Annotated in this window: 21 protein-coding genes and 1 tRNA gene; 17 read left to right on the forward strand and 5 right to left on the reverse strand. The window is 73.1% G+C overall.

The genetic code is table 11. From position 1 onward, the window contains the following. Positions 1–219: 219 nt before the first annotated feature. The 4 genes from FJK98_RS03330 to FJK98_RS03345 all read left to right on the forward strand — a co-directional run bounded on the left by FJK98_RS03330 (position 220) and on the right by FJK98_RS03345 (position 3887). Positions 220–1401, forward strand: coding sequence for a prolyl oligopeptidase family serine peptidase (locus tag FJK98_RS03330; RefSeq protein ID WP_145922542.1), 1182 nt, complete (start codon positions 220–222; stop codon positions 1399–1401). After that, positions 1289–1783, forward strand: coding sequence for a DUF4240 domain-containing protein (locus FJK98_RS03335; protein ID WP_145922544.1), 495 nt, complete (start codon positions 1289–1291; stop codon positions 1781–1783). The genes FJK98_RS03330 and FJK98_RS03335 overlap by 113 nt, the downstream gene beginning before the upstream one ends. 393 nt (positions 1784–2176) lie before the next feature. Next, a complete protein-coding gene (locus FJK98_RS03340; RefSeq protein ID WP_145917707.1) occupies positions 2177–3295 on the forward strand; it encodes an EcsC family protein in 1119 nt (372 codons plus the stop codon). Between the two features lie 519 nt (positions 3296–3814). After that, positions 3815–3887, forward strand: a tRNA-Arg gene (locus FJK98_RS03345). Between the two features lie 186 nt (positions 3888–4073). On the opposite strand, the gene FJK98_RS03350 is transcribed toward FJK98_RS03345, so the two are convergent. Further along, positions 4074–4658, reverse strand: a complete 585-nt coding sequence (locus FJK98_RS03350) for a hypothetical protein (protein WP_145917708.1) — start codon at positions 4656–4658, stop codon at positions 4074–4076. Between the two features lie 134 nt (positions 4659–4792). On the opposite strand from FJK98_RS03350, the gene FJK98_RS03355 reads away from it, so the two are divergent. The 3 genes from FJK98_RS03355 to FJK98_RS03365 all read left to right on the forward strand — a co-directional run bounded on the left by FJK98_RS03355 (position 4793) and on the right by FJK98_RS03365 (position 9289). Further along, positions 4793–6091, forward strand: coding sequence for a hypothetical protein (locus FJK98_RS03355; RefSeq protein ID WP_145917709.1), 1299 nt, complete (start codon positions 4793–4795; stop codon positions 6089–6091). Positions 6092–6246: 155 nt separating this feature from the next. Further along, on the forward strand, positions 6247–7485 hold the full coding sequence (locus FJK98_RS03360; protein ID WP_145917710.1) for a hypothetical protein: 1239 nt from the start codon (positions 6247–6249) through the stop codon (positions 7483–7485). 112 nt (positions 7486–7597) lie between these two features. After that, positions 7598–9289 carry a choice-of-anchor D domain-containing protein gene (locus tag FJK98_RS03365; protein ID WP_145917711.1) on the forward strand — a complete coding sequence of 564 codons (1692 nt, stop codon included), beginning with the start codon at positions 7598–7600 and terminating at the stop codon, positions 9287–9289. Positions 9290–9344: 55 nt separating this feature from the next. On the opposite strand, the gene FJK98_RS03370 is transcribed toward FJK98_RS03365, so the two are convergent. The 4 genes from FJK98_RS03370 to FJK98_RS03385 all read right to left on the reverse strand — a co-directional run bounded on the left by FJK98_RS03370 (position 9345) and on the right by FJK98_RS03385 (position 12617). Next, positions 9345–9737 (reverse strand): PAAR domain-containing protein, encoded by a 393-nt coding sequence (locus FJK98_RS03370; RefSeq protein WP_145917712.1) that lies wholly within the window; start codon positions 9735–9737, stop codon positions 9345–9347. Between the two features lie 33 nt (positions 9738–9770). Beyond that, positions 9771–10538, reverse strand: a complete 768-nt coding sequence (locus tag FJK98_RS03375; protein ID WP_145917713.1) for a response regulator transcription factor — start codon at positions 10536–10538, stop codon at positions 9771–9773. Next, complete coding sequence (locus FJK98_RS03380) at positions 10535–11887, reverse strand: hypothetical protein (protein WP_145917714.1); 1353 nt, start codon at positions 11885–11887, stop codon at positions 10535–10537. The genes FJK98_RS03375 and FJK98_RS03380 overlap by 4 nt, the downstream gene beginning before the upstream one ends. Before the next feature lie 112 nt (positions 11888–11999). After that, entirely contained in the window at positions 12000–12617 is a 618-nt protein-coding gene (locus tag FJK98_RS03385; RefSeq protein ID WP_145917715.1) for a Pvc16 family protein, read from the reverse strand. Positions 12618–12796: 179 nt separating this feature from the next. Here FJK98_RS03385 and FJK98_RS03390 point away from each other — a divergent pair, with 179 nt between their 5' ends. The 10 genes from FJK98_RS03390 to FJK98_RS03435 all read left to right on the forward strand — a co-directional run bounded on the left by FJK98_RS03390 (position 12797) and on the right by FJK98_RS03435 (position 25186). Further along, a complete protein-coding gene (locus FJK98_RS03390; protein ID WP_145917716.1) occupies positions 12797–14356 on the forward strand; it encodes a phage tail sheath subtilisin-like domain-containing protein in 1560 nt (519 codons plus the stop codon). A 56-nt stretch (positions 14357–14412) separates the two neighbouring features. Beyond that, entirely contained in the window at positions 14413–14895 is a 483-nt protein-coding gene (locus FJK98_RS03395) for a phage tail protein (protein WP_088643766.1), read from the forward strand. Continuing rightward, entirely contained in the window at positions 14882–15298 is a 417-nt protein-coding gene (locus FJK98_RS03400; RefSeq protein ID WP_145917717.1) for a hypothetical protein, read from the forward strand. The genes FJK98_RS03395 and FJK98_RS03400 overlap by 14 nt, the downstream gene beginning before the upstream one ends. Before the next feature lie 844 nt (positions 15299–16142). Next, positions 16143–18623: a DUF4157 domain-containing protein gene (locus FJK98_RS03405; protein ID WP_145917718.1), complete on the forward strand. Its 2481-nt coding sequence runs from the start codon at positions 16143–16145 to the stop codon at positions 18621–18623. Positions 18624–18706: 83 nt separating this feature from the next. Then, positions 18707–19192 carry a phage tail protein gene (locus tag FJK98_RS03410; protein WP_088643770.1) on the forward strand — a complete coding sequence of 162 codons (486 nt, stop codon included), beginning with the start codon at positions 18707–18709 and terminating at the stop codon, positions 19190–19192. Positions 19193–19200: 8 nt separating this feature from the next. Further along, positions 19201–20322 (forward strand): phage tail protein, encoded by a 1122-nt coding sequence (locus FJK98_RS03415; protein WP_168222374.1) that lies wholly within the window; start codon positions 19201–19203, stop codon positions 20320–20322. Between the two features lie 13 nt (positions 20323–20335). Further along, positions 20336–22261: a phage baseplate assembly protein V gene (locus tag FJK98_RS03420; protein ID WP_145917720.1), complete on the forward strand. Its 1926-nt coding sequence runs from the start codon at positions 20336–20338 to the stop codon at positions 22259–22261. A gap of 8 nt (positions 22262–22269) precedes the next feature. After that, positions 22270–22698, forward strand: a complete 429-nt coding sequence (locus tag FJK98_RS03425; RefSeq protein ID WP_088643773.1) for a GPW/gp25 family protein — start codon at positions 22270–22272, stop codon at positions 22696–22698. Next, positions 22698–24638, forward strand: coding sequence for a putative baseplate assembly protein (locus tag FJK98_RS03430; protein ID WP_145917721.1), 1941 nt, complete (start codon positions 22698–22700; stop codon positions 24636–24638). The genes FJK98_RS03425 and FJK98_RS03430 overlap by 1 nt, the downstream gene beginning before the upstream one ends. Further along, a complete protein-coding gene (locus FJK98_RS03435; RefSeq protein ID WP_145917722.1) occupies positions 24638–25186 on the forward strand; it encodes a phage tail protein in 549 nt (182 codons plus the stop codon). Before FJK98_RS03430 ends, FJK98_RS03435 begins: the two co-directional genes overlap by 1 nt. The last annotated feature ends 298 nt before the right edge of the window (positions 25187–25484 follow it).

A 25484-nucleotide genomic window follows, 5' to 3' on the forward strand; every position in this document is an offset into this window, starting at 1 on the left:
ATGCGGACTCTGGTCTCGTCCCCGGCGTTTCTCGGCGCGCCTCGGCCAGGCCCGGGTCGGTTGGCTTGGACCGCTTGGAGCGAGCACGACATGCCGTGGGATGCCTGCGAGGTGTGGACCGCCGCCTATTCGCCGCACGGTGAGGTCGAGAATCCCGTGAAGCTGGCCGGTGGTCCGGGGGAATCGGCGGTGGAGCCGCGATGGGGACCCGACGGAGCGTTGTACTTCGTGTCGGACCGTAGTGGTTGGTGGAACCTCTACCGGTGGGACGGCCTCACGGTGGAGGCGGTGGCACCGATCGCGGGTGAATGCGCTGCGGAGCCCTGGGAGTTGGGCTACGCGTCGTACGGCTTCCTCGACGACGGTCGGATCGTCGCGGTTGTGCAGGAGGGGCCGCGACACCGCCTTGTCGTCATCGAGCCCGACGGCACTGTCTGTCCGGTCGACCTGCCGTACACGTCGATCAAGCCGTACCTCGCCCCCCGGGGGACGAGGGTGGCGTTGATCGGTTCGTCGCCGACCGCAGCCCCGCAGGTCGCGCTCGTAGACGTGGCTAATATCGATCCCCCTCAGGTGGAGGTGCTCGCCAGCCCGGAGCATGCCGCGCTCGACGGCGTGCGGGTATCGACGCCGACGGAGCTCCGCGTACGGGTGGCCGGTGGCCGGGAGGTCATTGCCCTGGTGTACGCGCCGACGAACTCGACTGCGGACTGGCTCGCACCGGTGATCGTTCGCGCGCATCCCGGGCCTACCGCCTCGTGTCTGCTGCGCCTGGACTGGCAGGCGCAGTTCTTCACCAGTCGTGGGTTCGCCGTCGTTGACGTCGACTACCTGGGTAGCACCGGGTACGGCCGGACGTTCCGGGAGTCGCTCTACGGACGGTGGGGCCTAGACGACGTCGACGACTGCGCTGCTGTGGCGGTTCACCTGCTATCGGCGGGGCGGGCGTTGCCGGGGCAGGTGTTCATCCGCGGTGCCAGCGCCGGCGGATACACGGCGTTGCACGCGGTGGCACAGGACGGCCCGTTCGCCGCCGCCACCGCCGTGTCGGCGATCGTGGATCCTGACCGGTGGGCGCGGACGGTGCCCCGGTTCCAGCGGGCGCACGCGATGCGGTTACGCGGGGGCGCCGGTGCGGTCCGTGCCGCCGAGATCCAACGGCCGGTGCTGCTCATTCACGGCACCGCCGACGAGGTGGCCGAAGCCGATGATGTGCGGGAACTCGCCGAGGAGTTGACGTCTCTCGGCGTGGCGCCCAAGGTGTTGCTTCTTCCTGATGTCGGCCACTATGTGGCGTCGTCCCGTCGAGCGGGCGCGGTATTGGAGGCGGAACTGGCCCACTACCGCTCGGTGGGGACGGGTCCGAGACGCGGCGATACTTCTGCTCGGCTCCATCGATGATGAAGACTTCCTCGCTGCGCGAGACTGGATCCTGTCGCGCGGGCGGCAAACCATGCAGCGCGTCCAAGATGACCCTGACGGCCTCGTCGAGTTGGCACCCGACCGGCACAACGCCCGCATTGACTGGTTTTGCGGCCTCCCGCTCGAGGCGCATATCGCCGCAACCGGGGCTCCCTTCGCTATCGATGGGCCCTCCGGACCCGGTACACCGCTCGGAACTCCGGCTGATCTGACGCCGAAACCCGTACGAGGCAGGTTTCCCAGGCTGACGGCCGACCGCGACGACAATCCGTGGACTGAGCGTCCATGGGAACGCACCGCCGGCTGGCCGCCGGGCGCGTTCAGCGACGAATGCCAACGCAATCTCGGTCGGCCTGGGTGAGAATTTACCGGTGAATGAGGTGACGCTATCCGTCCCTGGTTACGACTCCCAGCGAGGTGTTGTCGCTCCGACTGAGGGAGGATCCATCGTGGTCATAGTCCGAGACGGCACAGTAGAGGTACTCGTGACTCGACCGGGCTGCGGGATCTCGCGCGGTGGTGTCTGGCACTGTCCGATTCGACCGCTCCGCCCGGAGCGCACGTCCACCTTGACCCTGGCACCGTGCCGCTGTCTCTGGAATCCAGTCCGTTGATGCTTGCTCGGGAGGGCTGATGACCGTCCATGCGGGCGTTCACATAGCGCTCTGACGTTTGGTTGCGGCCAATCGGGCCAACGCCAAATCCGCCGCTTACCCGTTCTTGAGCGGCGGTTCGGGGCACTAGCCTGGGCGACATGGCAGAACCCTCGGAGTACGAGATTTCGGCGTGGCGAGACATCCAGCGGTTCAAGGGCCGGCCGCTGTCGGCCGCATTGCGCAACGCCGGCGAGGGCGTGTCGAACGGCGCTGCGGCACTGGGTCGGCGTGCGACGACGTACCTGGACAACCACCCGGCAGCCCAGTCAGTCGTGTCGCGGGGACGCGGCATCGTCGCCAAGGGTGCGAGCGCCATCGGTACTGGGGCGCGTAAAGCCGCAGGCGTCCTTCCCGGCAGTGCGGCGGACTGGAGTGGCAGCGCTGTCGGTTCGATGCAGCAAACGGTGGCGAAGATATCGCGAGTGGGGCTCTCGCCCAAGCGGGTGGTGGAGCTTCACCAGAAGCGCGGGCACGACGTCACCAAGCTCTCCGACCTGCGGCGCCTCGACCTCGAGCAGGTCCACGCAGTCCGCGGGCGGGCTTTGAGTTGGTACTACCCAGCCACTGCCGCAGTCTCGGGGATGGGTGCGGGGCTGGTGATCTCGGGAGGCGAGTTGGCTACCACAGTCTCCGGCGGTGCGGCGGCAGCACCGGGTGGAGCTGCCATCGTCAGTGCTTTCGCTGGCGACGCCGCCATTGTCATCGGGCTCGCTTCCCGCGCGGTCGGCCATGTCTCGCTGCTGTACGGCTACGACCCCGAAGAACCAGCCGAGAAGCTCTTCGTGCTGTCCGTCGTCAACGCCGGGACGGCCGCGTCCATGAGCGCAAAGAACGCCGCCTTCGCTGACATCTCGCGCCTCACCCAGGCACTCGTCCGCGGTAAGACGTGGAAGGTCTTGAACGAATCGATCGTCGCCCGTATCGCTGGGCGGTTCGCGGAAGCAGTCGGCCTGAATCTCACCAAGAAGGGCCTCGGCAAGGTCGTGCCGGTAGCCGGAATCCTGGTCGGTGGTGCCCTCAACTGGACCACTCTGGAGGAGATCGTCGATACCGCCGGAATGGCCTATCAGCGCCGGTTCCTGCTGGAGAAGTACCCTCAGCTACTGGATGAGGAGCCGATCGAAGCCTTCGTTATCGAGGACTCGGACGACATGGTCGACGACGGGTTCAGCGTGCTCGACGAACTCGCCGTGGAGGGCGGGCCCGACCTGCGTTGAATCCAAAGCGGGCGGCCATAGGCAGTGGTTCGAGGATGTCGGTCATCAGCCCGTCAATCTGGAGGATCAATCCTGCGTTCCTCAGGGTCGAGACCGGTGGCATCCGCTCATCGGCAGAGCCGCGAGCGCCAGGTACGCGGCCAGGATGTGGATGGGGTGTCGGTCAGGTTATTGGGTCATATCGGCATTATCGGGCGCTCGATGGAGGCCGTCGTAGTCGATATGGCGGCGGGGGTGAGCGCTCCGCGCTCGTCCGGTGGCGACTGCCGAAGGTGGGTATGCAGATGGGACATCGCTGATCTTCGATGATGTGCGCGCCGTGTGCTCGCCAGCGGATGCCAACCCGGGTCACCCGGTGCCGACGCGGGCCACCGCAGCCGCTCGTGGTCGCAAACGGGGGTTCGTGTGCTCGGGCTGTGGTCCTGGGCTGGGCGAACACGGGTCCTGGCGCTGTGGGTGGACGTGGGCCACTCCCTGCCACCCCGGGTGAACCCGCAGGTCGCTAGACTAGGCGCTCGCGCCCTCGTAGCTCAGGGGATAGAGCATCGGTTTCCTAAACCGTGTGTCGCAGGTTCGAATCCTGCCGGGGGCACCTCCAAGATCAGCCGCCGATCCCTCTGGCCTGTGGATATCCTCCTGCTCGACCACGTGCAGGAGGTGCCGGCGCCGACGGCACAGCGACCATCCCCCGGCCCCCACACCACCCAACCGGTCAAGATCGGCACGCCGATAGCCTTCTGTCACCCTGCGGCCCCAGCCGTGCGGCGCAGTCCCTGCCCTATCCGGCGATGGCGGCAGCATGGCGGTCGGCCCGCCGGACAACGTCCAGGAGCATGAGCAGCACCAGAGCCATCATGATGAACACCGCGAGGTAGAAGCCCCAGGCCACATTCGTCTCCCTGGCGGAGAGATGGTCACGCACGATGTCGCCGAACCTGACCCCGCCCGCGATCTGTTCGGCGGCGACGGAGCCGTACCCGCTCGCCGCGTCCACTGACGGGATCGCCAACCAGGAGACGGTTGCCACGAGCAGACCCGTCGTCGCGGTGAGCAGGAGCAGCCAGCGCAGCCGCACCGACAGCGTCGGCCACCTGTTGGCGTAGACGCCACAGGTCACCTGACCGGCCGCCGCGATGACGCCGAGGAGCACGGCCAGCGACCAGGCCGATGAGCTGTGCCACGCCGTGGCCGTGTTGACGTGATGGGTCTGCTGTCCGCTGCCGTACCGGCTGACCGTCCAGCTCAACCGGTACCAGGGGAGGAAGCTGTCGGCGAGCAGCACCACGCCGAGCGCCCCGATGGACCGCTCCCACCACGGTGAGCGGAGACGGCCGTGAAGGTGTTGTCGGATACCGAGTCGCATAGACGAATGTTGGCCTGTCGCGACGTTCCCCGTTGTCCGGGGTGAAGACTCGGCTACGGCGGTCAGGCCCGACAGGCAAGGGGCAACGAGGTCGGACGTCGCCGGGTGCCGACGGAGCCGGATAGGGTGCTGCCGTGCTGACACTGCCGTGCGGGCATCCGGCGGATGCGGCCACCAGCCGGGTCTGCTCCCACCTGGTCGCCGTACCGGAGGACCGGGAGGTGGCGTGCTTCCGGTTGCTCACCGGGCGCGGGCTGGCCTTCGACCTGGTCTGCCGGGAGTGCGGGGAGGCCGGTGGGTCGGCCGCGCTGGTCGTGGTGTGCGAGGGGTGCGTCGACCGGCTCGTCGAGGACGGGGAACTGCTGGGCTGGCGAGGCGAGCCGGAGATCCTGGAACGGCCGGAACCGCTCGACCTGACGGTGTCGGACTGGCCGCTGCCGGCGTCACTGGGGCAGGTGACCGATCTCGCCCCGGTCGACGACGCCGACGGCTCCCGCTGGCTGGTGCTCACCGCCGACGGCACGATCGTCGCGCTCGACCCGGACGACGACCGGGCCACCGTGTTGGCCACCGTAGAGCTGGTCGACGAGCCGGGGCAGCAGCCGTGGATGGACCGCCAGCTACGACGCAGTCTGCACGTCTCCGAATGTGGTCGTTTCGCGGCCGTGGTCAACGACTTCGGCCGGTACGGGCGGGTGGTGGACCTCGACCGGGGCGGTGCGGTGACGCTCGCCCTCGACGGCGGGGACTACCACGCGAACACGGTGCCGTTCGCGCTGGCCTTCGCCCGGGTCGACGGCCGGCCGGTGGTGGTGCACCGCACCCGATGGAACCGGCTCGACGTCAGCGACCCGGCCACCGGCGAGTTGCTGACACCGCGTGAACTGGAGAAGACGTCGGAGCAGGACCGGCCGGCGCACCATCTCGACTACTTCCACGGCCGGTTGCTCTGCTCCCCGGACGGGCAGGTCCTCGCCGACGACGGCTGGGTCTGGCATCCGGTGGGTGTGCCCTCGGTGTGGGCGCTGCGCCCGTGGTTGGACGGCAACGTGTGGGAGTCCGAGGACGGGCCGACCCGCCGGGCGCTGTGCCACCGCGACTACCACTGGAACGGGCCGCTCTGTTTCGTCGGTGACACGCTGCTGGCCGTCGGTGGCATCGGCGACGACGACGAGACGATGCTGCCCGGCGTACGCCTGTTCGACGTGGCCTCGGGCCGCGAGTTGACCACCTTCGCCGGGCCTGCCGGGGCCTGGTTCTCCGACGCCCGGCGGCTCTACTCGGCGCACTCCGACGGCCTGCACGCCTGGGACCCGCTGACCGGGCACCGCACCGCGACGGTGCCCGGCTTCGTGCCGACCTGCCTGCACCGGGGCACCGGGGAACTCGCCGCGGTCACCGACGGCGTGCTGCGCCGGTGCCGGCCGGCGTGAGCGGGCCACCGGCCGCGCGGCGCTGACCCCAGCACCGGGCTTGCCCGCGGGGGCAGGGGGGACTGCCCCTAAGACGGCCGGTGCCCGCGTACCGCGGCGGCCGGGGTCGCGGCAGGGTGGCCGGGTCGACTGTCGCCGATCCGAAAAGAGCGGTCATGACCTGGGAAGAGAACTACTGGGACGATGCCACGCAGAGCCCGGACTACTTCCAGCTTGTCGAGTTCGCCACCGTCCTCGACGCCGACTACGGCACCCGGATGTTCGGCCGGTGGATCGAGCAGATGCACCCGGACCGCCACGACCTGATCCGCAGCCTGGAGTACCTGCTGGTCACCTACCGGCACGGCGACGACGCGCGGGCGACGCTTGACACGTTCGAGCGTCAACTGCCCCGGCCGTGGGACGACTGGGCGATGAACACGGCGCTGACGGAGACCGCCCGACGGTACCCGGACGTGCCTGTCGAACTCCGGGACGACGACGACTTCGCGACGCTGGCCGAGCTGCTGCGCGACGACGAGCAGCTGTTCGCGCTCTGGCGGGAGGAGGTGCAGCAGGCCGCCGTCATGGCGCTGTCCGTCCCCGAGGTGATGCCCGCCTTCGTGGCCTCCTGCCAGGCCCTCGCCGAGGAGGCGCTCCGGCAGCAGGGCAGGGGCAAGGAGGAGGAGAGCGACCGGGAGAGCGAGGAGGAGAGTTACGACTACTCCGGCTACGACCGGGCGTTCGGCCACATCGCGTCCGACGACGACCTGGTGGCGCCCCCCGCCCCGGCGAAGTCGGTCCGGTTCGCGGAGCCGCTGGTGGAGGGGGAGGACGCGCCGGAGTGGCAGCAGAACGAGTTCAAGATCGGGGTGGCCTTCACCCTGAACCCGGAGGCCAACTCGAACCTGCCCGGCCACTACTCCTGGGCGCAGACCCAGGCCCTGGTCAGCGCGTGGGGGGTGGACGTGGACGAACTCGCCACCATGATCGGGGCGGCGATGAACCGGATGCCCCGCATGTACCGGGACGACCGGCTGACCATCCACGTCTTCCCGCAGCACGTCTTCATCACGGTGACGATCGACTCGGCCCTCAACGCGCACAACACCGGGATCATCGCCACCCTCACCGACGAGGGGGCGTACGCGCACTACGTGCAGTTCAAGGACCTGGTGATGTTCTACACCGACGAGAGCGACATGGACACCCCGATCTACAACGTGCTCAAGACGTTCGGGGACCCGTGGGCCGGTGGCACGGCCGAGAGCTACGTGGTGCGCCACGGCCGGGGTCGCAAGGCGTACTTCACTGTCGACCCGGTGAAGACCAGCCACGAGCAGAGCGTCGCGGCGGTCGTCCGGCGCTGCTCCGGCGGGCTGGACGTCCGGGTGCTGACGGCCCGCCCGCAGTAGGGTGACAGCCGGCGGGGGCGCCGGGGCGGTGCCCGAACGGGCAGGCGGGACTGCCCGCAGAACTTCCCGCACGGTCCCGGTCGACCCGGTCGGGCCGCGTTCACTGTCCACCATGGCAGCGTCAGCGTCCCGTTCCCTGCGCGCCGCGTCGGCGTTCGCTGTGGTGGCAGTCCTGGTGGCCAGTGCACCGCCGGCCGCGTACGCCGAGTTCTTCGCGGCACCGCGACCGGCCGGCGGCCCGGCGTTGCGGATCAGCGTGGGCGACGGCGTCGCCCCCCTGGTCGGCGAACCCGCCGGGACGACCCTCGGGCTGACCCCCGGCGGCTCGGCGGTGGTCACCCGCACGGTGACCACCGCGACCATCCCGCCCCGCCCCGACGTGGTGCTGCTCGCCGACACGACCGGCAGCATGCAGGCGGCGCTGAACGACGTCCGGGTCAACGCGAAGCGGATTGTCGACGACATCAGCGGCGTCCAGCCCGACGCCCGCTTCGCGGTCGCCGAGTTCCGGGACGAGGGCGACGAGTTCGTCTTCCGGCTCAACCGGGACCTGACCGCCGAGCCGTCCGAGGTGCAGGACGCGGTGAACGTCTGGACCGCCGGGGGCGGCGGCGACGACCCGGAGGCCGGCCTGAACGCCCTGCACGCCGTCGCCACCGGAGCGGTCACCCTGCGGGCCGAGAGCAGCCCGATCGTGGTGATCTTCGGGGACGCGCCGTCGCACGACCCGAGCGTCGGCCACGACCTCGCCGGCACCATCCAGGCGTTGACCACCCGGGGCGTCCGGGTGGTGGCCGTGGACGTCGGCAACCCGGGCAGCTACTCCCTGGACCAGACCGGACAGTTCACCGAGATCACCCGGCAGACCGGGGGCGTGCTGCTCAACGCCGCCGGCCCGTCCGAGGTCTCCAACGCCATCCTGGCCGGCGTCCGCGCCATCCAGAGCACCGTCGCCGCCCGCGTCACCGACTGCGACCCGCAGCTCACGGCCTCCGTCACCCCGGCCGAGCAGACCGTCGACAGCGGCGGCACCGTCGACCTGACCATCGCCGTCGCGGTAGACGCCGCAGCCCGCAACGGGGAGTACGCCTGCCGGCTCGACGTGTCCGTGGACGGCATCGTCCAGGGGGAGCCGGAGCGGCTGACCGTGACCGTCAGCGGGGCGGCACCTGACGTACCCGTGCTGCACTCCGACGCCGCCACGCTCGACCTCGGCGAGGTCCCGCTCGGGGTGCCCTCGGCGGCCCGGACGGTGACCCTCACCAACACCGGCGACTACCCGCTGACCGTGGCCGCCGCCCTCGCCGAACAACCCCTCCCGGCGGTCTTCGCGGTCACCGGCTCCACCTGCGCCGGGGTGCTGGCCGTCGCCCGGTCCTGCACGATGGCCCTCACCGCCACCCCCCGGGCGATCGGTGCCGCGACGTCGGTGCTCAGCCTCGCCAGCGCCACCGACACCGGCGGGGTCGCCGCCCAGTCGCTGGCCCTGAGCGTCTCGGGCCGCAGCCCGACGTTGCAGTTCAACCCGGGCGTCGGCCGTCCCGGCCAGGTGGTCACCGCGCTCGGCCAGGGCTTCCCGGCGGGTGCCGAGGTGCTGGTCGGCTGGGTCGACGGCACCGGCACGGTGACGGCGGTCGCCGACGCGTCCGGCCGGTTCGCGGTGCCGATGGTGGTCTTCGAGGAGGGGCTCGCCGGCCCCCGGGCCGCGCTCGCCTCGGTGCCGGCGGTCGGCCAGGTGACCAGCGGTACGTTCCTGGTGCAGTCGGCGACCGCCCAGCCGGGGCCGTTCACCCGCCGCCGCTGACCGGCCCACCCGTCCGGGCACCCCGGACCCGGGTCGCCCCGGGAACGCGGCCTGCTCAGCCGACCAGCACCTGACCGGTGGCGACGATGCTGCCGGCCGGCAGCGGCGCGGGATCGTTGCAGGTGTTGACCTTGTCGCCGTGCCGGGCCGCCGGCTTGCCGTTGATCAGCACCAGCGGGCTGCCGGCGATGATCGTGCCCTGGTTGTTCGGCGGGGTCTGGAACGGCCCACCGGTCGGCACGTGCGGCGGGGCGTTCACCGCGACGCTGCCGACGACGGCGGCCGGCTTGCCCTCGATCAGCACGTCGGTGCTGCACCCGTTGGCGATCGTCCCGGCGAACGGCATCGGGGTGGGTGTCGGCACCGGCCCGGTCGGTGAGGGCACCATGATGATGTGCGTGTCGGTGCCGACCACCTTGTCACCGAGCTTCGCCGCAGGTACGCCCACGATGACGACCTCCCCTGAACCGACGGGACGGGATCAGATCAGCCCCTCGCGGATGGCGTGCGCGACCGCCTGGGTGCGGTTGCGTACGCCCAACTGGGTGGTGATCTCGTGCACGATGTTCTTGATGCTGCGTTCCGAGTAGGACAGTTCCCGGGCGATCGTCGCGATGTCCGCCCCGGCGGCGATCATCCGGAGCACGGCGAGCTGACGCGGCGACAGCGGCAGGATGGTCAACCCCCGGGGCGCCAACACCTGCCGCTGCGCCCGACCCACCCGGGTCAGCAGCGAGCTGAGCAGGTCGGTGGGGAGCCTCGCCTCGCCCCGGGCGGCGGCCCGGACCACCTCGCGCAGCAGGGTGGCGGTGCTCTCCGAACGGCGTACCAGGCTCAGGCCGCCCGCCTCGATCGCCTGGAGGCCGGCGGTGTCGTCGAGCTGCCCCACCACCAGCACCGGTCGGGGGGCCGGCCGCCCGGTCAGGGCGTCGAGCTGGGCCAGCAGCCACCCGTCCACCGTGTCGGCGACGATCACCAGGATGTCCGGGTCGTCGTCGGGGCCGGCCACCACGACCGGCCGCGCACCGGCGGGTTCGTCCGCCCCGACGGTGCCGAGCTGGGCCGTCACCCCGGCCTGGGAGATCGGGTCGCGGGAGCGGACCGCCGCACGGACCGGCCCGGGGTGGACGGTGCGGCCGGTGTCGGCCGGGTGGCCGTTGCCCTCCGAGTGGGTGGTGTCGGTCGGGTCGGCGGTGTCGGGGGGGTACGGGCCGGGGGCCCGCCGGGCAGCGGGGTGCGGGTCGCTCATCGGCTGGGGGAGGGGCTCGGGGTGGGCGCGACCGGCACGAGCTGACCGGCGAAGTAGGCGGCCGGGGTGCACGCCGTGGTGCCCGGGTTCGCGCACTTCACCGCGACCGTCACCGGCTGGCCGGCGGAGAACCGCAACGGCTGGACGAAGTGGTAGTCCAGGTCCCGGAAGTTGTTCAGGCCGGTCTCCAGCAGCACGGTGTCGCCCCGCCGCACCTGGAGCAGGCCGGCGTCGCCGTGCGGGTTCTGCAACACGATGTCGGTCACCCACAGCACCTTCTTCTCGGCCGGCCGGTAGGTGGAGAGGGTGAACTCGTTGGCGGTGGTCGGCGACGCGCTGGTCGCCACCCGGAAGTCGGCGGCGGTCTCCGGATCGGCGTTGTCCAGCGTCCCGGCCTGGCCGCCCGGCCCGTTGCCGTTGCCCTTCCCGGTGTCGGTCGTCGGGCTCGGTGACGCGCTCGGCTTGGGGCTGACGCCAGCGGCGACGTTGGCCACCTTCTCGGCCTTCTCGGCGGTCTGCGCCGCCTCGCTGGCCTGGGTCTTCACCTCGGCGACCTCCTGGGACAACTCCTTGGTCTCCACCTGCGCGGCCTCCTTGGCGGTCGACTGCACGGTGGGCTTGAGCACCGCGAACCAGAGCCCCACCAGGGCCACCGCCACCGCAGCGGCCACCAGCACCACCCGGGGCGACCAGGCCGGCAGGACGGACCGCTGCACCAGCAGTCCGTCGCTGGTGATCGGCTCGGCGTCGGGACGGGTCACCGCCACCTGGAACGGCAGGTTGCGGTCCGGGCCGAGCAGGAACCGCCGCCGGGGGCGTACCCGCAGCTTCACGAACGTGGCGGTGCCCGGCCGCAGCACCGGCGCGGCCGGCAGCACCCGGAACGTCAGCAACCGGTCCGGGTCGGCGGGCAGCACCTCGACCGTGGTCTCGACGTTGCCGGTGTTGTCGATCACCAGCTGGTGCCGGGCGGCGCGCCGCGCCTGGGAGGTACGGGGCACCAGCTCCGTCGCCAGCTCCACGAAGGGCTGCACGGTGACGGTGCCCTCCTCGACCACCGAACCCTCGGGGTTCTCCCGCCCCCGGACCCGTACCCCGAAATCGACGCTGCCGGCCGGCACGGTCGCCGCACGCGGCGGCGTGAACGTCACCCGCGCCTCCTGCTCGGTGCCGGGCAGCAGGTTCATCGTCGCCGGCTCGACCTCGGCCCACGGTGCGGCGTCACCGACCACGTCCAGGGTGAACTGGTCGACGACGGCGGCGGTGTTACGCACCCGGACGGTGCAGCCGACCGTGCCGCCGGCGGCGACGGTGAGGTCGGTCTCGACAAGTCCCACAGCGACACTCATGCGGGCAGTCTCGCCGCGCGGGCGGGGCCGGCAGAACCACGAACGAGGAACACCAAGGGGCAGCCGTGGCTACCTGAACGGGCAGCGGAACGCCTGATCGGGCAGCGGGCCGTCAGCGCGGCTCGCTGATCCCGCCCCTCGGCCGTCGGCCCGCCACCCCGCCGGGGCCGGCGGGCCGGCCGCCGCCGCTGTTGACGCTGACCTCGCGCGGGGGCGGAGCCAGGTCCGTCTGCGTCTCCGGCACGAACGGCACGAGCAGTTGCAGGTGCAGCCCGGTCCGGGCGGTCCCGCCGTAGCCCACCCAGGCGGAACCGGTGTCCCCCTCCCGCCGGGGCGCGCTGCGCACCACCACCGGCTGGTTGGCGCGGGCCACCGCACCGGTCAGGAACCCCGACGGCAGGGCGGTGCAGCTCGCGCAGCCCACCAGCAGGTCACCCAGCAGCCGGTGCTCCCGCTCGGTGTCGGCGGCCCAGGCGGTCAACAGGTAGCTGAACCGGTAGCGGCGGCCCGGCGGGCGACGCCCGACGAGCTGGCCGTCGGCGTCGCGCAGCTCGTCCCAGGTCGCCGAGACGCCCGCGGAGTCCTCCTCGACGTCCAGCAGGAACGCCGAGACCAGGTCACCGTCGGCGCGCTGCGCGCACCGGTCCGGCGGGTCGAAGACGACCGGCACGTCCGCCGGCAGGTAGTGGCCCAGCCAGGCCCGGACCGACAGGTCGACATCCCAGATCATCCGTCAACCCTGCCGGCTGCCCGAACGGGAGCGCGGGCGGCGGCTGGGCAGGCCGTCGGGGCGGATCGGTTGCCCTTGGGGGCAGTGGTGCCTACCCCGGCGGCGTCCCGGCGGGCAGCCCTGGTGGCCGGTCGACGTTGGCAGGCTCGGCCCCATCACACCGTCGTACAGGAGGTTCGATGCCGACGTATCTGTCGCCGGGCGTCTACGTGGAGGAGGTTTCCTCCGGGTCGAGGCCGATCGAGGCGGTCGGGACGGCCGTCGCCGCGTTCGTCGGCTTCGCCGAGAAGGGGCCGGTCGACGAGCCCACGCTGATCACGAACTGGACGCAGTACACCCGCACCTTCGGTGGTTTCGTGGCGGGCAGCTTCCTGCCGCTGTCGGTCTACGGCTACTTCCTCAACGGGGGCGGCTCCGCGTACGTGGTCCGGGTGGGTGGTGCCGGCGCGGACTCCGCCGACGCCGCCGCCGGTGAGTCGTACGCGGCTGCGGCCGTACCGGCGGCCGGTGACAACGGCCGGCTCTCCTTCACCGTCCGGGCGGCCCTGCCCGGCCCGGCCGGCCAGGACCTCTCGGTCGAGGTCACCGACGCCTCCGAGGGGGGCGACGACGCGTTCAAGCTCGTCGTCAAGCAGGCCGGCAAGCCGGTCGAGACGCTGGACAACCTGACCACCAAGCGGGGCGCGGGCAACGTGGTCACCGCCGTCCGCCAGCAGTCCAAGCTGATCCAGATCGAGGAGGCGAAGGGCGCGACCCTCGCCCCGCCCCGACGCGGCGCCGAGATCACCCTCGCCACGCCCGCGCTGCCGGCCACCACGACCGGCACCGGCGACCTGCGGGTACGCGCTGAGGACTACGTCGGTGACGTCAGCGACCGGACCGGCTTCGCCGGACTGGAGGCGATCGAGGACATCACCATGCTCTGCGTCCCCGACCTGGCCGCCGCCCACCAGCAGGGTGCCATCGACGACGAGGCGTTCAAGGCCGTCCAGTTGGCGATGATCGCGCACTGCGAGCTGATGGGTGACCGGGTGGCCATCCTCGACCCGCCGCCCGGCCTGCACCCGCAGCGCCTCAAGGAATGGCGGATGGACGTCGCCGGCTACGACTCCAAGTACGCGACCCTCTACTGGCCCTGGGTCAAGGTGATGGACCCGGCGCAGGGCCGGGCGGTCTTCATGCCGCCCAGTGGGCACGTCGCCGGTGTCTGGGCCCGCAACGACGACACCCGGGGCGTCCACAAGGCACCCGCCAACGAGATCATCCGGGGTGCGCTCGCCCTGGAGAGCGGGCTCACCAAGGGCGAACACGACCAGCTCAACCCGATCGGGGTCAACTGCATCCGGGCCTTCCCCGGGCAGGGCATCCGGATCTGGGGGGCGCGCACCCTGTCCAGCGACGCCGAGTGGCGTTACCTCAACGTCCGGCGGCTGTTCAACTGGATCGAGAAGTCGATCCTGCTCGGCACCAACTGGGTGGTCTTCGAGCCCAACGACCCCCGCCTCTGGGACGCGGTGCGCCGGGTCATCACGATGTTCCTGCGCCGGGTCTGGCGCAGCGGCGCGCTGATGGGCGACACCTGGTCCGAGGCGTTCTTCGTCAAGTGCGACGCCGAGAACAACCCGCCGGAGAACCTCGACGCCGGCATCCTCACCGTCGACATCGGCATCGCCCCGGTCAAGCCGGCCGAGTTCGTGGTGTTCCGACTCTCCCAGCTCTCCCAGGGCTCCGGCGACTGACCGGCCCCGGCGGCGAGCACCCGACCTGAGCGACGACGAGACCAGGAGAAACGAGCATGGCCGGTCAGGGTACCCAGGACCCGAAGCAGAACACCCAGATCATCAGTGCCGCCGTCTTCCGGCTGGAGGTGCCGGGCATGTCGGCGATCAACTTCGCCGAACTGGTCGGGATCAGCAGCGAGGTGGAGAACGCGGAGTACATGGCCGCCGGCACCACCGGGCCGATCTTCTCCCGGCACTTCGGTCGGACCAAGCCGCCGACGGTCACCCTCAAGCGGGGCCTCGACCTCAACGGCGACCTGTGGCTCTGGCACCAGAAGGTGCGCAACATGATGTACGACGCCTACCGGGACTGCGCGTTGAAGCTCTACGGCCCCGGTGACGACCTCAACGGCGACGCCCGGCTGACGTACATGATGACCAACGCCTGGCCGTCGCGGGTGGAGGTCAGCGGGGTCAAGGCCGGGGCCACCGACATCGTCTACCAGACGGTCACGCTGATGTGCGACGACCTGTTCGACTTCAATGCGCGGATCTAGCCTCGCCGAGCCCGCCGCCGGACCGGCGGCGGGCCTGCGGACCGAGTACCCGTTCGTGCTGCCGCGCGGGCTGGTCGACGACCGGGGCGGGGTGCACCGCGAGGGCACCATGCGGCTGGCCACCGCCCGCGACGAGATCACCCCCCAGGGCGATCCCCGGGTACGCCAGAATCCGGCGTTCCTCACCGTGCTGCTGCTCGCCCGGACGGTCACCCGCATCGGCGGGGTGAAGGCCGTCGACGTCGACGTGATCGAGCACCTCTTCGCCTCCGACCTGGCCTTCCTCCAGGACCTCTACCGGCGGATCAACCAGCAGGGGCACACCGGGGCCGAGGTGGCCTGCCCCCACTGCGGGGGACGCTTCGCGGTGGACCTGGCCGGCGGCCGACCGGGCGAATCCTGACCCACCCCGGCGGCCCGACCCCGCACACCCGTACCGGAACCTGAAGGAGGTGGACATGGCCTGGTCGTTACGGCCCGGACAGCCGTTCTGGCCGCGTCGCCGCCGGCCGGTCGGGGTACCGCCACCTGTTCCGGTCGCGCTGCCGATTCCGGTCGCGGCGCCTGCTCCGGTCGCGTCGCAGGTGCCCACCGACCGGTATCCGGTCGTCCCGGGCCTGCCCTTGCTGACCGTGGCACCCGCCTCGGCGATGGTGACCATCCCGCCGCCGGGGACGGGCCCGTCCCTGCCCCCGACCGCCGCCGCTCAGCCGGCGTTCGCCGGCCCGGCCCCGGTTGCCTCCGCGCCGTCCGTCGGGCCGGCTGCGGCCACCGAGCCGACCCTGATCCGGTACGACACCGCTGCGCCCCACCGCCCGCCGACCGCTGCGCCCGGGTGGACGCCTTCCGTTCCGGCCGGGTGGACGCCTTCTGCTCCCGCCGGATGGACGCAGCCCGTTCCGGCCGGATGGACGCTGCCCGATTCGGCCCGGCCGGTGGTGACCGGGCCGGATAACCCGTGGCCGGTCGGGCCGGTGGCGTACCGGGCACCGCTGGGCGGGGACGACGCGTCGCGGTTCACCTGGGCGGACGGCCACCTTCCGGTCACGCATCCGGTTGCCGGTCCGGCGACCGAGACGCCGTCGCCCGCCGATCCGACCGGGTGGGGCGGCCCGCCGGCGGGGGCCGTCCGCGAGCCCGACCGGCCGTTGCAGGCCGCGCCCCGGGCACCGGACCCGACTGCGTTCCGGGCCCCGACCGACACATACGGCCCGACCGCGATGCAGGGTCCGGCACCGAACCAAGGCATGACTCCCGACCACAGGCCCGGCGGAGAGGGAGCCTTCCCGGCGTCGAGCCCGCCGGATGGGTCGCAGGAGCCGCAGGGACGGACGTCCGCCGGGCGATCCGACGGGGCCGGGGCGGATGCCGCAGCGGCCCGGACCGCAGCGCAGTTCGCCGCCGCCGGCCTGCCCACCGCGCAGGTCTGGCCGCCGCCGGGATTCGAGGTCGCCTATCTGGCGGCGGAGGCCACCCGGGCAGCGGAGGAGTCCCGGGCGTCGGCCGGCGGCGGCCGTGCCCGACCGGCGCAGCCGGACACCGGCACCGGCCGGGGCGCGGCCACCGCCGCCCCGGGTCACGACGGTCGGAGCGACCCGGAGGGGACCCCGCCGTCGGCCGGTGAGGTGCGCCCGGTCGAGGTGGCCTTCGCCGGACGCCGGGGCCGCACCGGCCGGCGAGCCGACGCCCGACCGGTCCCGGAGCCGGCGGCACAGGGACCAGCCGACCAGACTGGCGCGACCGCCCCGCCCACCGCTGTCATGGGACAGCTCGCCGGGTCCGCCGCCCAGGACCAGGCCGAACCGGGTGGCCGGGCCGACCTGGACGATGCCACCGGCACCGACCGGGGCGTCCCCGCCGCCCGTCGGCGGGACGGCTCGGCGGGCAGCGGGCAGGACCGGCCGGTGGGCAACCGCCCGGAGGACCCGGTGCAGCCGACCGGGCCGGCGGAGCACCGGGGCGGGACGCTCGACGGGGCCGGTGCCGTGGTCGGACCGGCACCCGCACAGCGGGCGCAGCCGGCCGGACGGACTCCGGGCGGCGTGACCTCGCCGGCCACGGGTGCCACGGCACCGAGCCGGGACGCGGACCCGGCCGGGCAGCCGCCGTCGCAGGGCCGGCCCATCGCGGACCGCGCCGAGCTGCCGGCCCCGGAGCGCCGGCCGGGCCCGGCGGGGCGTGACAGCACGGACAACCGGCCGGCTTCGGCGGCGCGGGCCGACATCGCGGACGAGCTGCCGGCTTCGGCGACGGAGGGCGACCTCCTGGACGACCGACCGGGTTCGGTGGTGGACCGCGACACCGGGGACGACCGACCGGGCCGGCCGGGGCACGACACCTCGGACGACCGGCCAGGCCCGCCGGTGGGGCGCGACACGTACCACCCCGAGCCGGTGTCCCCGCCGTCGTCCTTCTTTCTCACCCGGCGTCCGGAGCAGTCCCCGCCGGCCGGGTCTCCGTCGGGAGTGGACCGGGATCACGGCCGGGCCGGTCAGGGGCCGCCGGGCCGGGGACAGGTGGAAGCGGTGCCGCATCCGCCCGTACCGTCGGCGGAGCGGGCCGGGTGGGTGGACCGGCCGGAGCCGTGGACGACGGCCGCACCCACGGACGCGCAGGTCCCGGCGTACCCCGTGGGGGGTGTCACCGCCGCGCCGGTGATGGCGGACGGACGGCCGGGTCCGGCATCGACCACGGCGGAGGGGACCGGGCCGCTGACGCACCGCGCGGGACCGCCGCCCACTCCGGTGGGCGTCGCCGAGCTGCCGGAGCAGGTCCCGGCCGCCCTGGTGGACGGCTTCCGGCAGCAGTACGGCGTGGACGTCGCGGCCGTGCCGGTGTGGCGGGGCGCGGCGGCCACGGAGGTGGTGCAGCAGGCCGGGGCGCGGGCGGCGACCCGGGGCGGCGAGGTGCTGCTGCCGGCGTCGGCCGGGCCACTGGACGCGCCGCCCGCCCGCGCGCTGCTCGCCCACGAGCTGGCCCACGTGGTGCAGCAGCGAACGTTCGGGGCGGCACCGCCGGCCGAGTCGACAGGCACCGGCCGGGACCTGGAGGCGCGGGCGCTCGCCGCCGAGCACGCCTTCGGCGACGGCGGTGGGCCGGGCGTCGGAGGCGTGCTGCCACCCGTCGCGCCGCTGACCGGCGGGGCTGCCGCGCCGACACCCCCGGGCACCGCCGGCACCTGGGGGACCACCCCCGGTGGTGGGCTGACCTGGCAGGCGAACCCCGGTGCGGGCGGCGTACCCCCGGCCGCGCCGACCGGCCCGCCGGCCGCCGCCCACCCGCTCCAGCGGGCGTCGATGGACACCCCGGCGGCCACCCTCGACGACCTGCGGGCGCTGGTGCGGGGCGAACTCGACCACCAGCAGGACCGGGCCGCCGACCAGCCGGCCGGGCCGACGCCGGACGCCCTGCGGGCCGAGGTGGCCGCCGCGACGGCGGCACCCACGATCGACCGGAGCGCGGGCCGGATCGCCGAGGTACGCGACGCGGTGGAGCGGCTGCGGGCGGAGCTGCGCACGGTGGCCGACCGGGGACGGGCCACGGCGGCCCGGCTGGACCGGGACGCCGACCGGGTGCCGGACCGGTCGCCGGGCCGGCCGGTGGACCTGGAGAACCCCGACGACCTGGAGGAACTGGCGGGCCGCCTCTACGGGCGGTTACGCGGACGGCTGCGGCAGGAACTGCTGGTCGACCGGGAACGCAGCGGACGGCTGACCCAGTTCCGCTGAGCACGGCAGGTGGCACGACGCAGGGCAGGTGGCACGCCCGCACGGATGCGGGGCCAGGACGAGGCGACGAGGAGGGCGAAACGATGGCAGGCGGTCTTTCCACCGCGGCCCGCTTGATGGGCGGCTTCTTCGAGGTCACCGGCGTCAACCACCGGTACCTCGTGGTCATCGACGACGAGCGGTACAACCTCGGCTCCTGGTCCCGGGTCTCCGGGCTGGGGGTGACCTGGCAGGTCTGCGAGTACCGGGCCGGGGACAGCAACGACGTCTTCACCTACGTGGGTGAGCCGACCTACAGCCGGATCAGGCTCAGCCGGGCGGTGTGCTTCGACTCGCAGGTCGTCCAGGAGTGGCTCTGCCAGCAGGCCAACCGGTACCGCCCGCTCAGCGGCACGATCCAGCTCGTCGACAGCGTCGGCCTGAAGATCGTCGGCTGGGACCTGAAGCACTTCTTCCCCGTCGGCTGGTCGGTGTCGGAACTCGACCCGAGCCACAGCGGGGTGGCGGTCGAGACCCTGGAGCTGGCGCACACCGGCTTCCTGCACGACGACGTGAAGTTCTCGCTCTGATGGCCGCCGTGTCCGCAGGGCAGCTCGGCGGGATGCTGGGCGACCCGAGCCAGACCGCGCAGGGGCTCGCCGCAGGCGGCCTGCTCCAGATGTTCCGCGACGGGCCGGGGGTCAGACGGACCCTCAAGCTCGGCCTGGCGATGCGTTTCCAGGTGACCATCGGTGACGTCCAGATCGGGCTGTGGCGTTCCTGCCGGGGCCTGCGGGCCGACTTCCGGCCCGAGGTGGTCCGGGTGACCGGGGACTACGTCGGCCAGTACCACCTGCCCGGCGAGGTCAGCTACGCCCCGATCGTGCTGGAACGGGCGGTGCACCGGGAGAGTTCGGCGCAACTGCAACAGTGGCTGGTCGGGGTGCTGCGCTCGTGGCAGGACGGCACCGGCGACGACACCCGGACCACCGCCCGGATCACCCTGCTCGACGCCGACGGCGAACCGGCCACCAGCTGGCTGCTCTACGGCGTACGGCCGTCGTCGTGGACGGGCCCGGACCTCTCCTCGGACAGCAACCAGGTCGCCGTGGAACGGCTGGAGCTGGTGCACGAGGGGTTCTTTCCCGACCTGCAGGCCAAGGCGGAGACCGCCACCCTGTCGTCGCCGACGCTCGGTCGGGTCGCGTTCTCCTACAACCCGGCCAAGATGGGCATCACCCGCTCCTCCCGGGCCTCCCAGCTCGTCGGCCGGGGCCGGGGCGTGGAACTCACCTCCGACACCGCGTTGCGGGTGATGGCCGGCGAGGTGCTGCTGGTCGGCGCGGGGGTGGCCCAGGACGTGCAGAAGCTGATCGCGTTCTCCGGCCCGCCGAGCGTCGACGAGCAGAGCCGCAGCGCGACCGGCATCGAGCTGCCCCGGCTGACGTTCACCTGGGGAAAGCTGTCGATGGCGGTCAACCTGAGCACGCTGAACGTCAACCTGACCCGGTTCGACGGTGAGGGGCAGCCGGTGCGGGCCCAGGCCACCCTGGACCTGATCGTGATCGAGGGGGAGATCTTTCCCAAGCGGGGCGGTCCGGTCCCGACCCGGTCGGTGCGGACCGACCCGGCGCAGTGGCGGCAGCGGGCGCTGGCCAGCGGGCTGGACGACCCGATGCGGGCGCAGGCCAGGGGCGCGTCCGTCGGGGCGCGGCGGTAGTGGGGGCCGGACGATGACCGCGATCGACCGGCACGGCCTGCTCTGGGGTACGGCGACCCTGCGTCCCCGGGTCACCGTCGGCACCGCCGGCCGGGCGCTGCCGACGGCCGCCGCCGACCAGCTGGTACGGGTGGTGGTGGACACCCAGGCCGCCCTGCCGGACATGTTCGAGCTGACCTTCGCCGACCTGGACGGCAGGGTGCTGCGTACGGCCGGGCTGGAGCTGGGCACCGCCGTGCAGGTCTTCGGCCCGACCGGGGACGGCTCGGCCGAGCACCGGCTGATCAGTGGCGAGGTGACCGCCGTGGAGGGGCACTTCGTGGACCTCAGCGCCCACGTGGTGGTGCGCGGCTACACCCACGACCACCGGCTGCACCGGGTGCGGCGGACCCGTACCTTCCTCAACCAGTCGGACGCCGACGTCGCCCGGCAGGTGGCGACCGCCGCGAAGCTGTCGGTCGGCACGATCGACGCCACCAGCGGCCGGCTGGCCCACCTCTCCCAGGTCGCCCAGACCGACTGGGAGTTCCTCAGCGCCCGCGCCCGGGAGATCGGCTACGAGATCGGCGCGGACGGGGACCGGTTCCACTTCCGCCGGGCGGCCACCGCCCGCCGGGCCGGCAGCCCGGTGCCGTTGACCTTCCGGGGCAACCTGCGCCGCTTCCTGCCCCGGGTCAGCGCCGGCAACCTCGCCCCCGAGGTCGAGGTGCGCGCCTGGGACCCGGTCGCGGCGACGGCCGTGGCGAGCCGTGCCGCGACCACCGCCGACGGGGTGAGCCTGGCCGGCCGGACGCCGACCGGGGCGGCCGACACCTTCGTCCCCCGGGGCGCGCCGGCACCGCCACGGGCCGGCAACAGCGCGGTCGGTGACGTCGGGCCGGCCCCCGGACCCCGCGCGCACGTCCTGGTCGGTCGGGGACTGCCCGTGCCCGGCCGGGCCGACGGCGCGGTCACCCAGGTCGCGAAGGGGCTCGCCGCCAGCATCGGCGGCGGGTTCGCCGAGGCGGAGGGGGAGGCGCTGGGCGACGCCCGGCTGGTCGCCGGCAAGGCGGTCAAGGTGGACGGGGTGCCCGCACCGTTCGCCGGCACCTGGACGCTCAGCGCCGCCCGGCACGTCTTCGACGAGGCCGGGGAGGGCTACCGCACCGAGTTCACCATCGGCGGGACGCAGGACCGGTCGCTGCTCGGACTGGCGAACACCGGCGGCGGTGACCCGGGCGGTCCGGCCCGGATCGACGGGGTGGTCTGCGGGGTGGTCAGCAACGTCAAGGACCCGCAGAACCTGGGCCGGGTCACCCTGGCGCTGCCCTGGCTGTCGCCGGACCACGAGACCGACTGGGCGCCGGTGGGGCAGCTCTTCGCCGGCCCGACCGGTGGCGCGTTCTTCGTGCCGGAGCCGGGTGACCAGGTGCTCGTCGCCTTCGAGTTCGGCGACGTACGCCGCCCGTACGTGCTGGGCAGCCTGCCCAGCCGGCACACCGGTTACGGCCTGGACGGCGGCCAGACGTCGTCGACGAAGCCGGGGTCGAGCGGGGTGAAGTCGGTGGGGCAGACCAGTTCGGTGATCCGGCGCGGCCTGCTGTCGCCGTCGGGCAGCCGGTTGGTCTTCCACGACGAGGTGCCGCCCGGCGGCAAGGGGCAGCCGACCGCCGCCGACGTGGTGCTCGGCACCAGGGGCGACAAGCTCTCGCTGGCGATGGACCAGGTGGCCGGCACGGTGACCCTGCGCTGTGCGCCCGACAAACCCGGCAAGTTGCTGATCGAGTGCACCGGACAGACCGCCGTCGAGATCAAGGCCGGTCCGGGCGGCAGCCTCACCCTCGACGGCGGCACCAGCCTGAAGCTCAAGGGCAAGACGGTCGACATCAGCGGTACGCAGGTCAACATCAGCGGCACCGCGTCGACCGCCATCAAGGGCAAACCCATCCAGCTCAACTGAGGAGTGCCATGCAGGCCGACGTCATCGGCACCGGGTGTGCCTTTCCGCTGCGGGTGCAGCCCAACGGTCGACTCGCCACGATCAGCGGCACCGCCCTGCTGGAGCAGGCGATGTGCGTGATCCTGGCGACCTACCCGGGTGAGCGCCCGATGCGGCCGGAGTTCGGCTCCCGGCTGCGGGACTTCGTCTTCGAGCCGGTCACCGGGCAGACCCGGCGGGCCGTGGCGGTGGAGGTGCGCGCCGCGCTGGAACGCTGGGAGACCCGGGCCGAGATCGACGACGTCACCGTCACCGAGGACCCGGCCGGCGGCGACGGGCTGCTGCACATCGAGATCCGCTACCGGGTACGCGACACCGACGAGCCGGGCACCCTCGGGCTCAACCTGCGGACCCTCCCCGGTGACCGGGAACTGACCGGTACGGGGGTGCTCGGCTGATGGCACTGCCCGCCCCCGACCTCGACGACCGGGGCTTCGCCGACCTGGTCGGTGACGCCCGCCGGCTGATCGCCGACCGCTGCCCGGAGTGGACGGACCTGCACCCGGCCGACCCGGGGATCACCCTGATCGAGACGTTCGCGTCCCTGACCGACCAGCTCATCTACCGGCTCAACCGGGTGCCCGACCGGCTCTACGTGAAGTTCCTGGAGCTGATCGGGGTGCGCCTGGTGCCACCCACGGCCGCCCGGACCACGCTGACCTTCTGGCTGTCCACGCCGGCCCGCGCCACCCAGGTCGTGCCGGCGGGGACGCGGGCGGTGACCGTCGGCGACGGCGGGGACCCCCTGGTCTTCGCCACCCTCGCCGACCTCGCCGTGCCGCCCTGCGCGCTGACCCAGCTCCGGGTCCGGACCGCCGACGGGATCACCGACCAGACCGGCGCCCTGGAGTTGGGCGGCCCGGTCGCCGCGTTCTCCCCGGTGCCGCAGCCCGGCGACGAACTGCTGATCGGGCTGGACCGGGCGGTCGGCGGCTGCGCGGTGCGGCTGGAGTTCGAGGGACGCGTCGACGGCGTCGGGGTCAACCCGCTGCATCCGCCGCTGCGCTGGGAGGCGCGCGGCGCCGACGGCTGGCTCGGCTGCGAGGTCGGGCTGGACGAGACCGGGGCGCTGAACCGTCCCGGCGCGATCCTGCTGCACGTGCCCGCCGGACACCAGGCGACCCTGGTCGACGGGGTACTCGCCGGTTGGCTGCGGGCCCGGGTGGTGACCCCGCAGGAGGGTCAGCCCGGCTACAGCGCCTCCCCGGTGGTCCTCGGGCTGGCCGCGAACACCGTCGGCGGCACCACCGGGGCGGTGCACGCCGACCTGGTGGACGACGAGGAACTCGGCGACTCCGAGGGGGTGCCCGGTCAGCGGTTCGCCCTGACCCGCCGGCCGGTGCTGGCCGGCTTCGGCGACCCGGTGCTGGAGGTCAGTTCCGACGACGGCTGGCAGCAGTGGTCGCCGGTCGAGCACTTCGCCGGCAGCGGCCCCGAGGACCGGCACTTCCTGCTCGACGGGGTGGCCGGCGAGGTGGTCCTCGGCCCGGCGGTCCGGCAACCCGACGGCACCCTGCGCCGCTACGGCGCGGTGCCGCCCCGGGGCGGTCGGCTGCGGCTGCGCCGGTACGCGGTCGGCGGCGGCAGCCGGGGCAACGTCGGCGTCGGCGCGGTGACCGCGCTGCGGACCTCGATCCCGTACGTCGCCGGGGTGGAGAACCGGCACCCGGCCAGCGGCGGGGTGGACGGCGAGACGCTGGACGAGGCCCGTCGCCGGGGCCCGCTGACCCTGCGCAGCCGCAGTCGCGCGGTGACCGCCGAGGACCACGAGGTGCTGGCCCGGGAGGCCGCCCCGGAGCTGGCCCGGGTCCGCTGCGTGCCGAGCAACGGGGACGGGCCGCCGGTGGCGCGGCTGCTGGTGGTGCCGGCGGCGCCCGCCGAGGACGGGCGGCTGCGGCTGGAGGACCTGATCCCGGCCGAGTCGAGCCTCGCCCGGGTGGCCGGGCGGCTGGACGCCACGCGGCTGATCGGCACCCGGGTGGTCGTCGAGCCGCCCCGCTACCGGGGCGTGACCGTGGTGGCCCGGGTGATCGCCCGGCCCCGGGTCGTCGTCGAGCGGGTCCGGGAGGAGGGCCTGGCCGCCCTGTACGGCTTCCTCAGCCCGCTGACCGGCGGTGGCCCGGACGGTCGGGGCTGGCCGTTCGGGCGTCCGGTGCAGGCCGGGGAACTCTTCGCCGTGTTGCAGCGGGTACGCGGGGTGGAGCTGGTGGAGGACCTGCGGCTGTTCACCGCGAACCCGGTGACCGGTGAGCGGGGCACCGAGGCGGGCCGGATCGACCTGGAGCCGGACAGCCTGGTCTTCTCCTTCGACCACCAGCTCCGGGTGGAGGAGAACTGATGCGGGGCCTGGTCGACGTCGTGATGCCGTACCCGATCGCCGGTTTCCTGCCCGCCCTGTTGCAGGAGGACGACCTGCTGGTGCGTTGGACCGAGGGGTTGGACGAGGTGCTCGCACCGGTGTTGTCCACCCTCGACTGTCTCGACGCGTACCTGGACCCGGAGCTGACCCCGCCGGATTTCCTGCTCTGGCTCGGCCACTGGGTCGGTGCCCAGCTCGACGAGAACTGGCCGGTCGAGCGGCAGCGCGCGATGGTGGCCGGCGCGGTGGCCGCGCACCGGCTGCGCGGGACGGTCGTCGGGCTGCGGATGGCCGTGGAGCTGGCCACCGGGGGCGAGGTGGAGGTCCTCGACTCGACCGGGGTGTCCTGGTCGACCCGGCCGGAGCCGCTGCCGGCCGTGCTGCCGCCGGCCCGGGTGCATGTCCGGGTGCGGGTGGACGATCCGGCGGCGGTGGCCCGGCACGCCCTCGACGAGCTGTGCCGCGCGGTCGTTCCGGCGCACGTGACGACGACCCTGGAGGTGCTCGACCGTGATCATCTGTCGTGAGTGCGGCAACCACAACGGTGACGCGGACACCTTCTGCGGTTCCTGCGGCAGCTTCCTGGAGTGGACCGGCGAGAAGACCGTGCCGAAGATCCCGGTCGAGACGGTCCAGGAGGCGGAGCAGGAGCTTCGGCAGAAGCCCACGCTGCTGCAACGTATCGCCGGGGTGATCGCGCCCGCGCCGGGCGGCTCGCCGGTCAACGAGGGTGTGGTGCGGGTCGGCGACGGGACGGGCCGGGGATCGTCCGGCCTGCCCGGCGGCCCGCCCGGTCTGCGTCCCGGCCCCCGGGGGCACGCCCCG

Origin of the sequence: Micromonospora sp. HM134 (assembly GCF_007833915.1) — a bacterium.
Taxonomy (GTDB): domain Bacteria; phylum Actinomycetota; class Actinomycetes; order Mycobacteriales; family Micromonosporaceae; genus Micromonospora; species Micromonospora wenchangensis.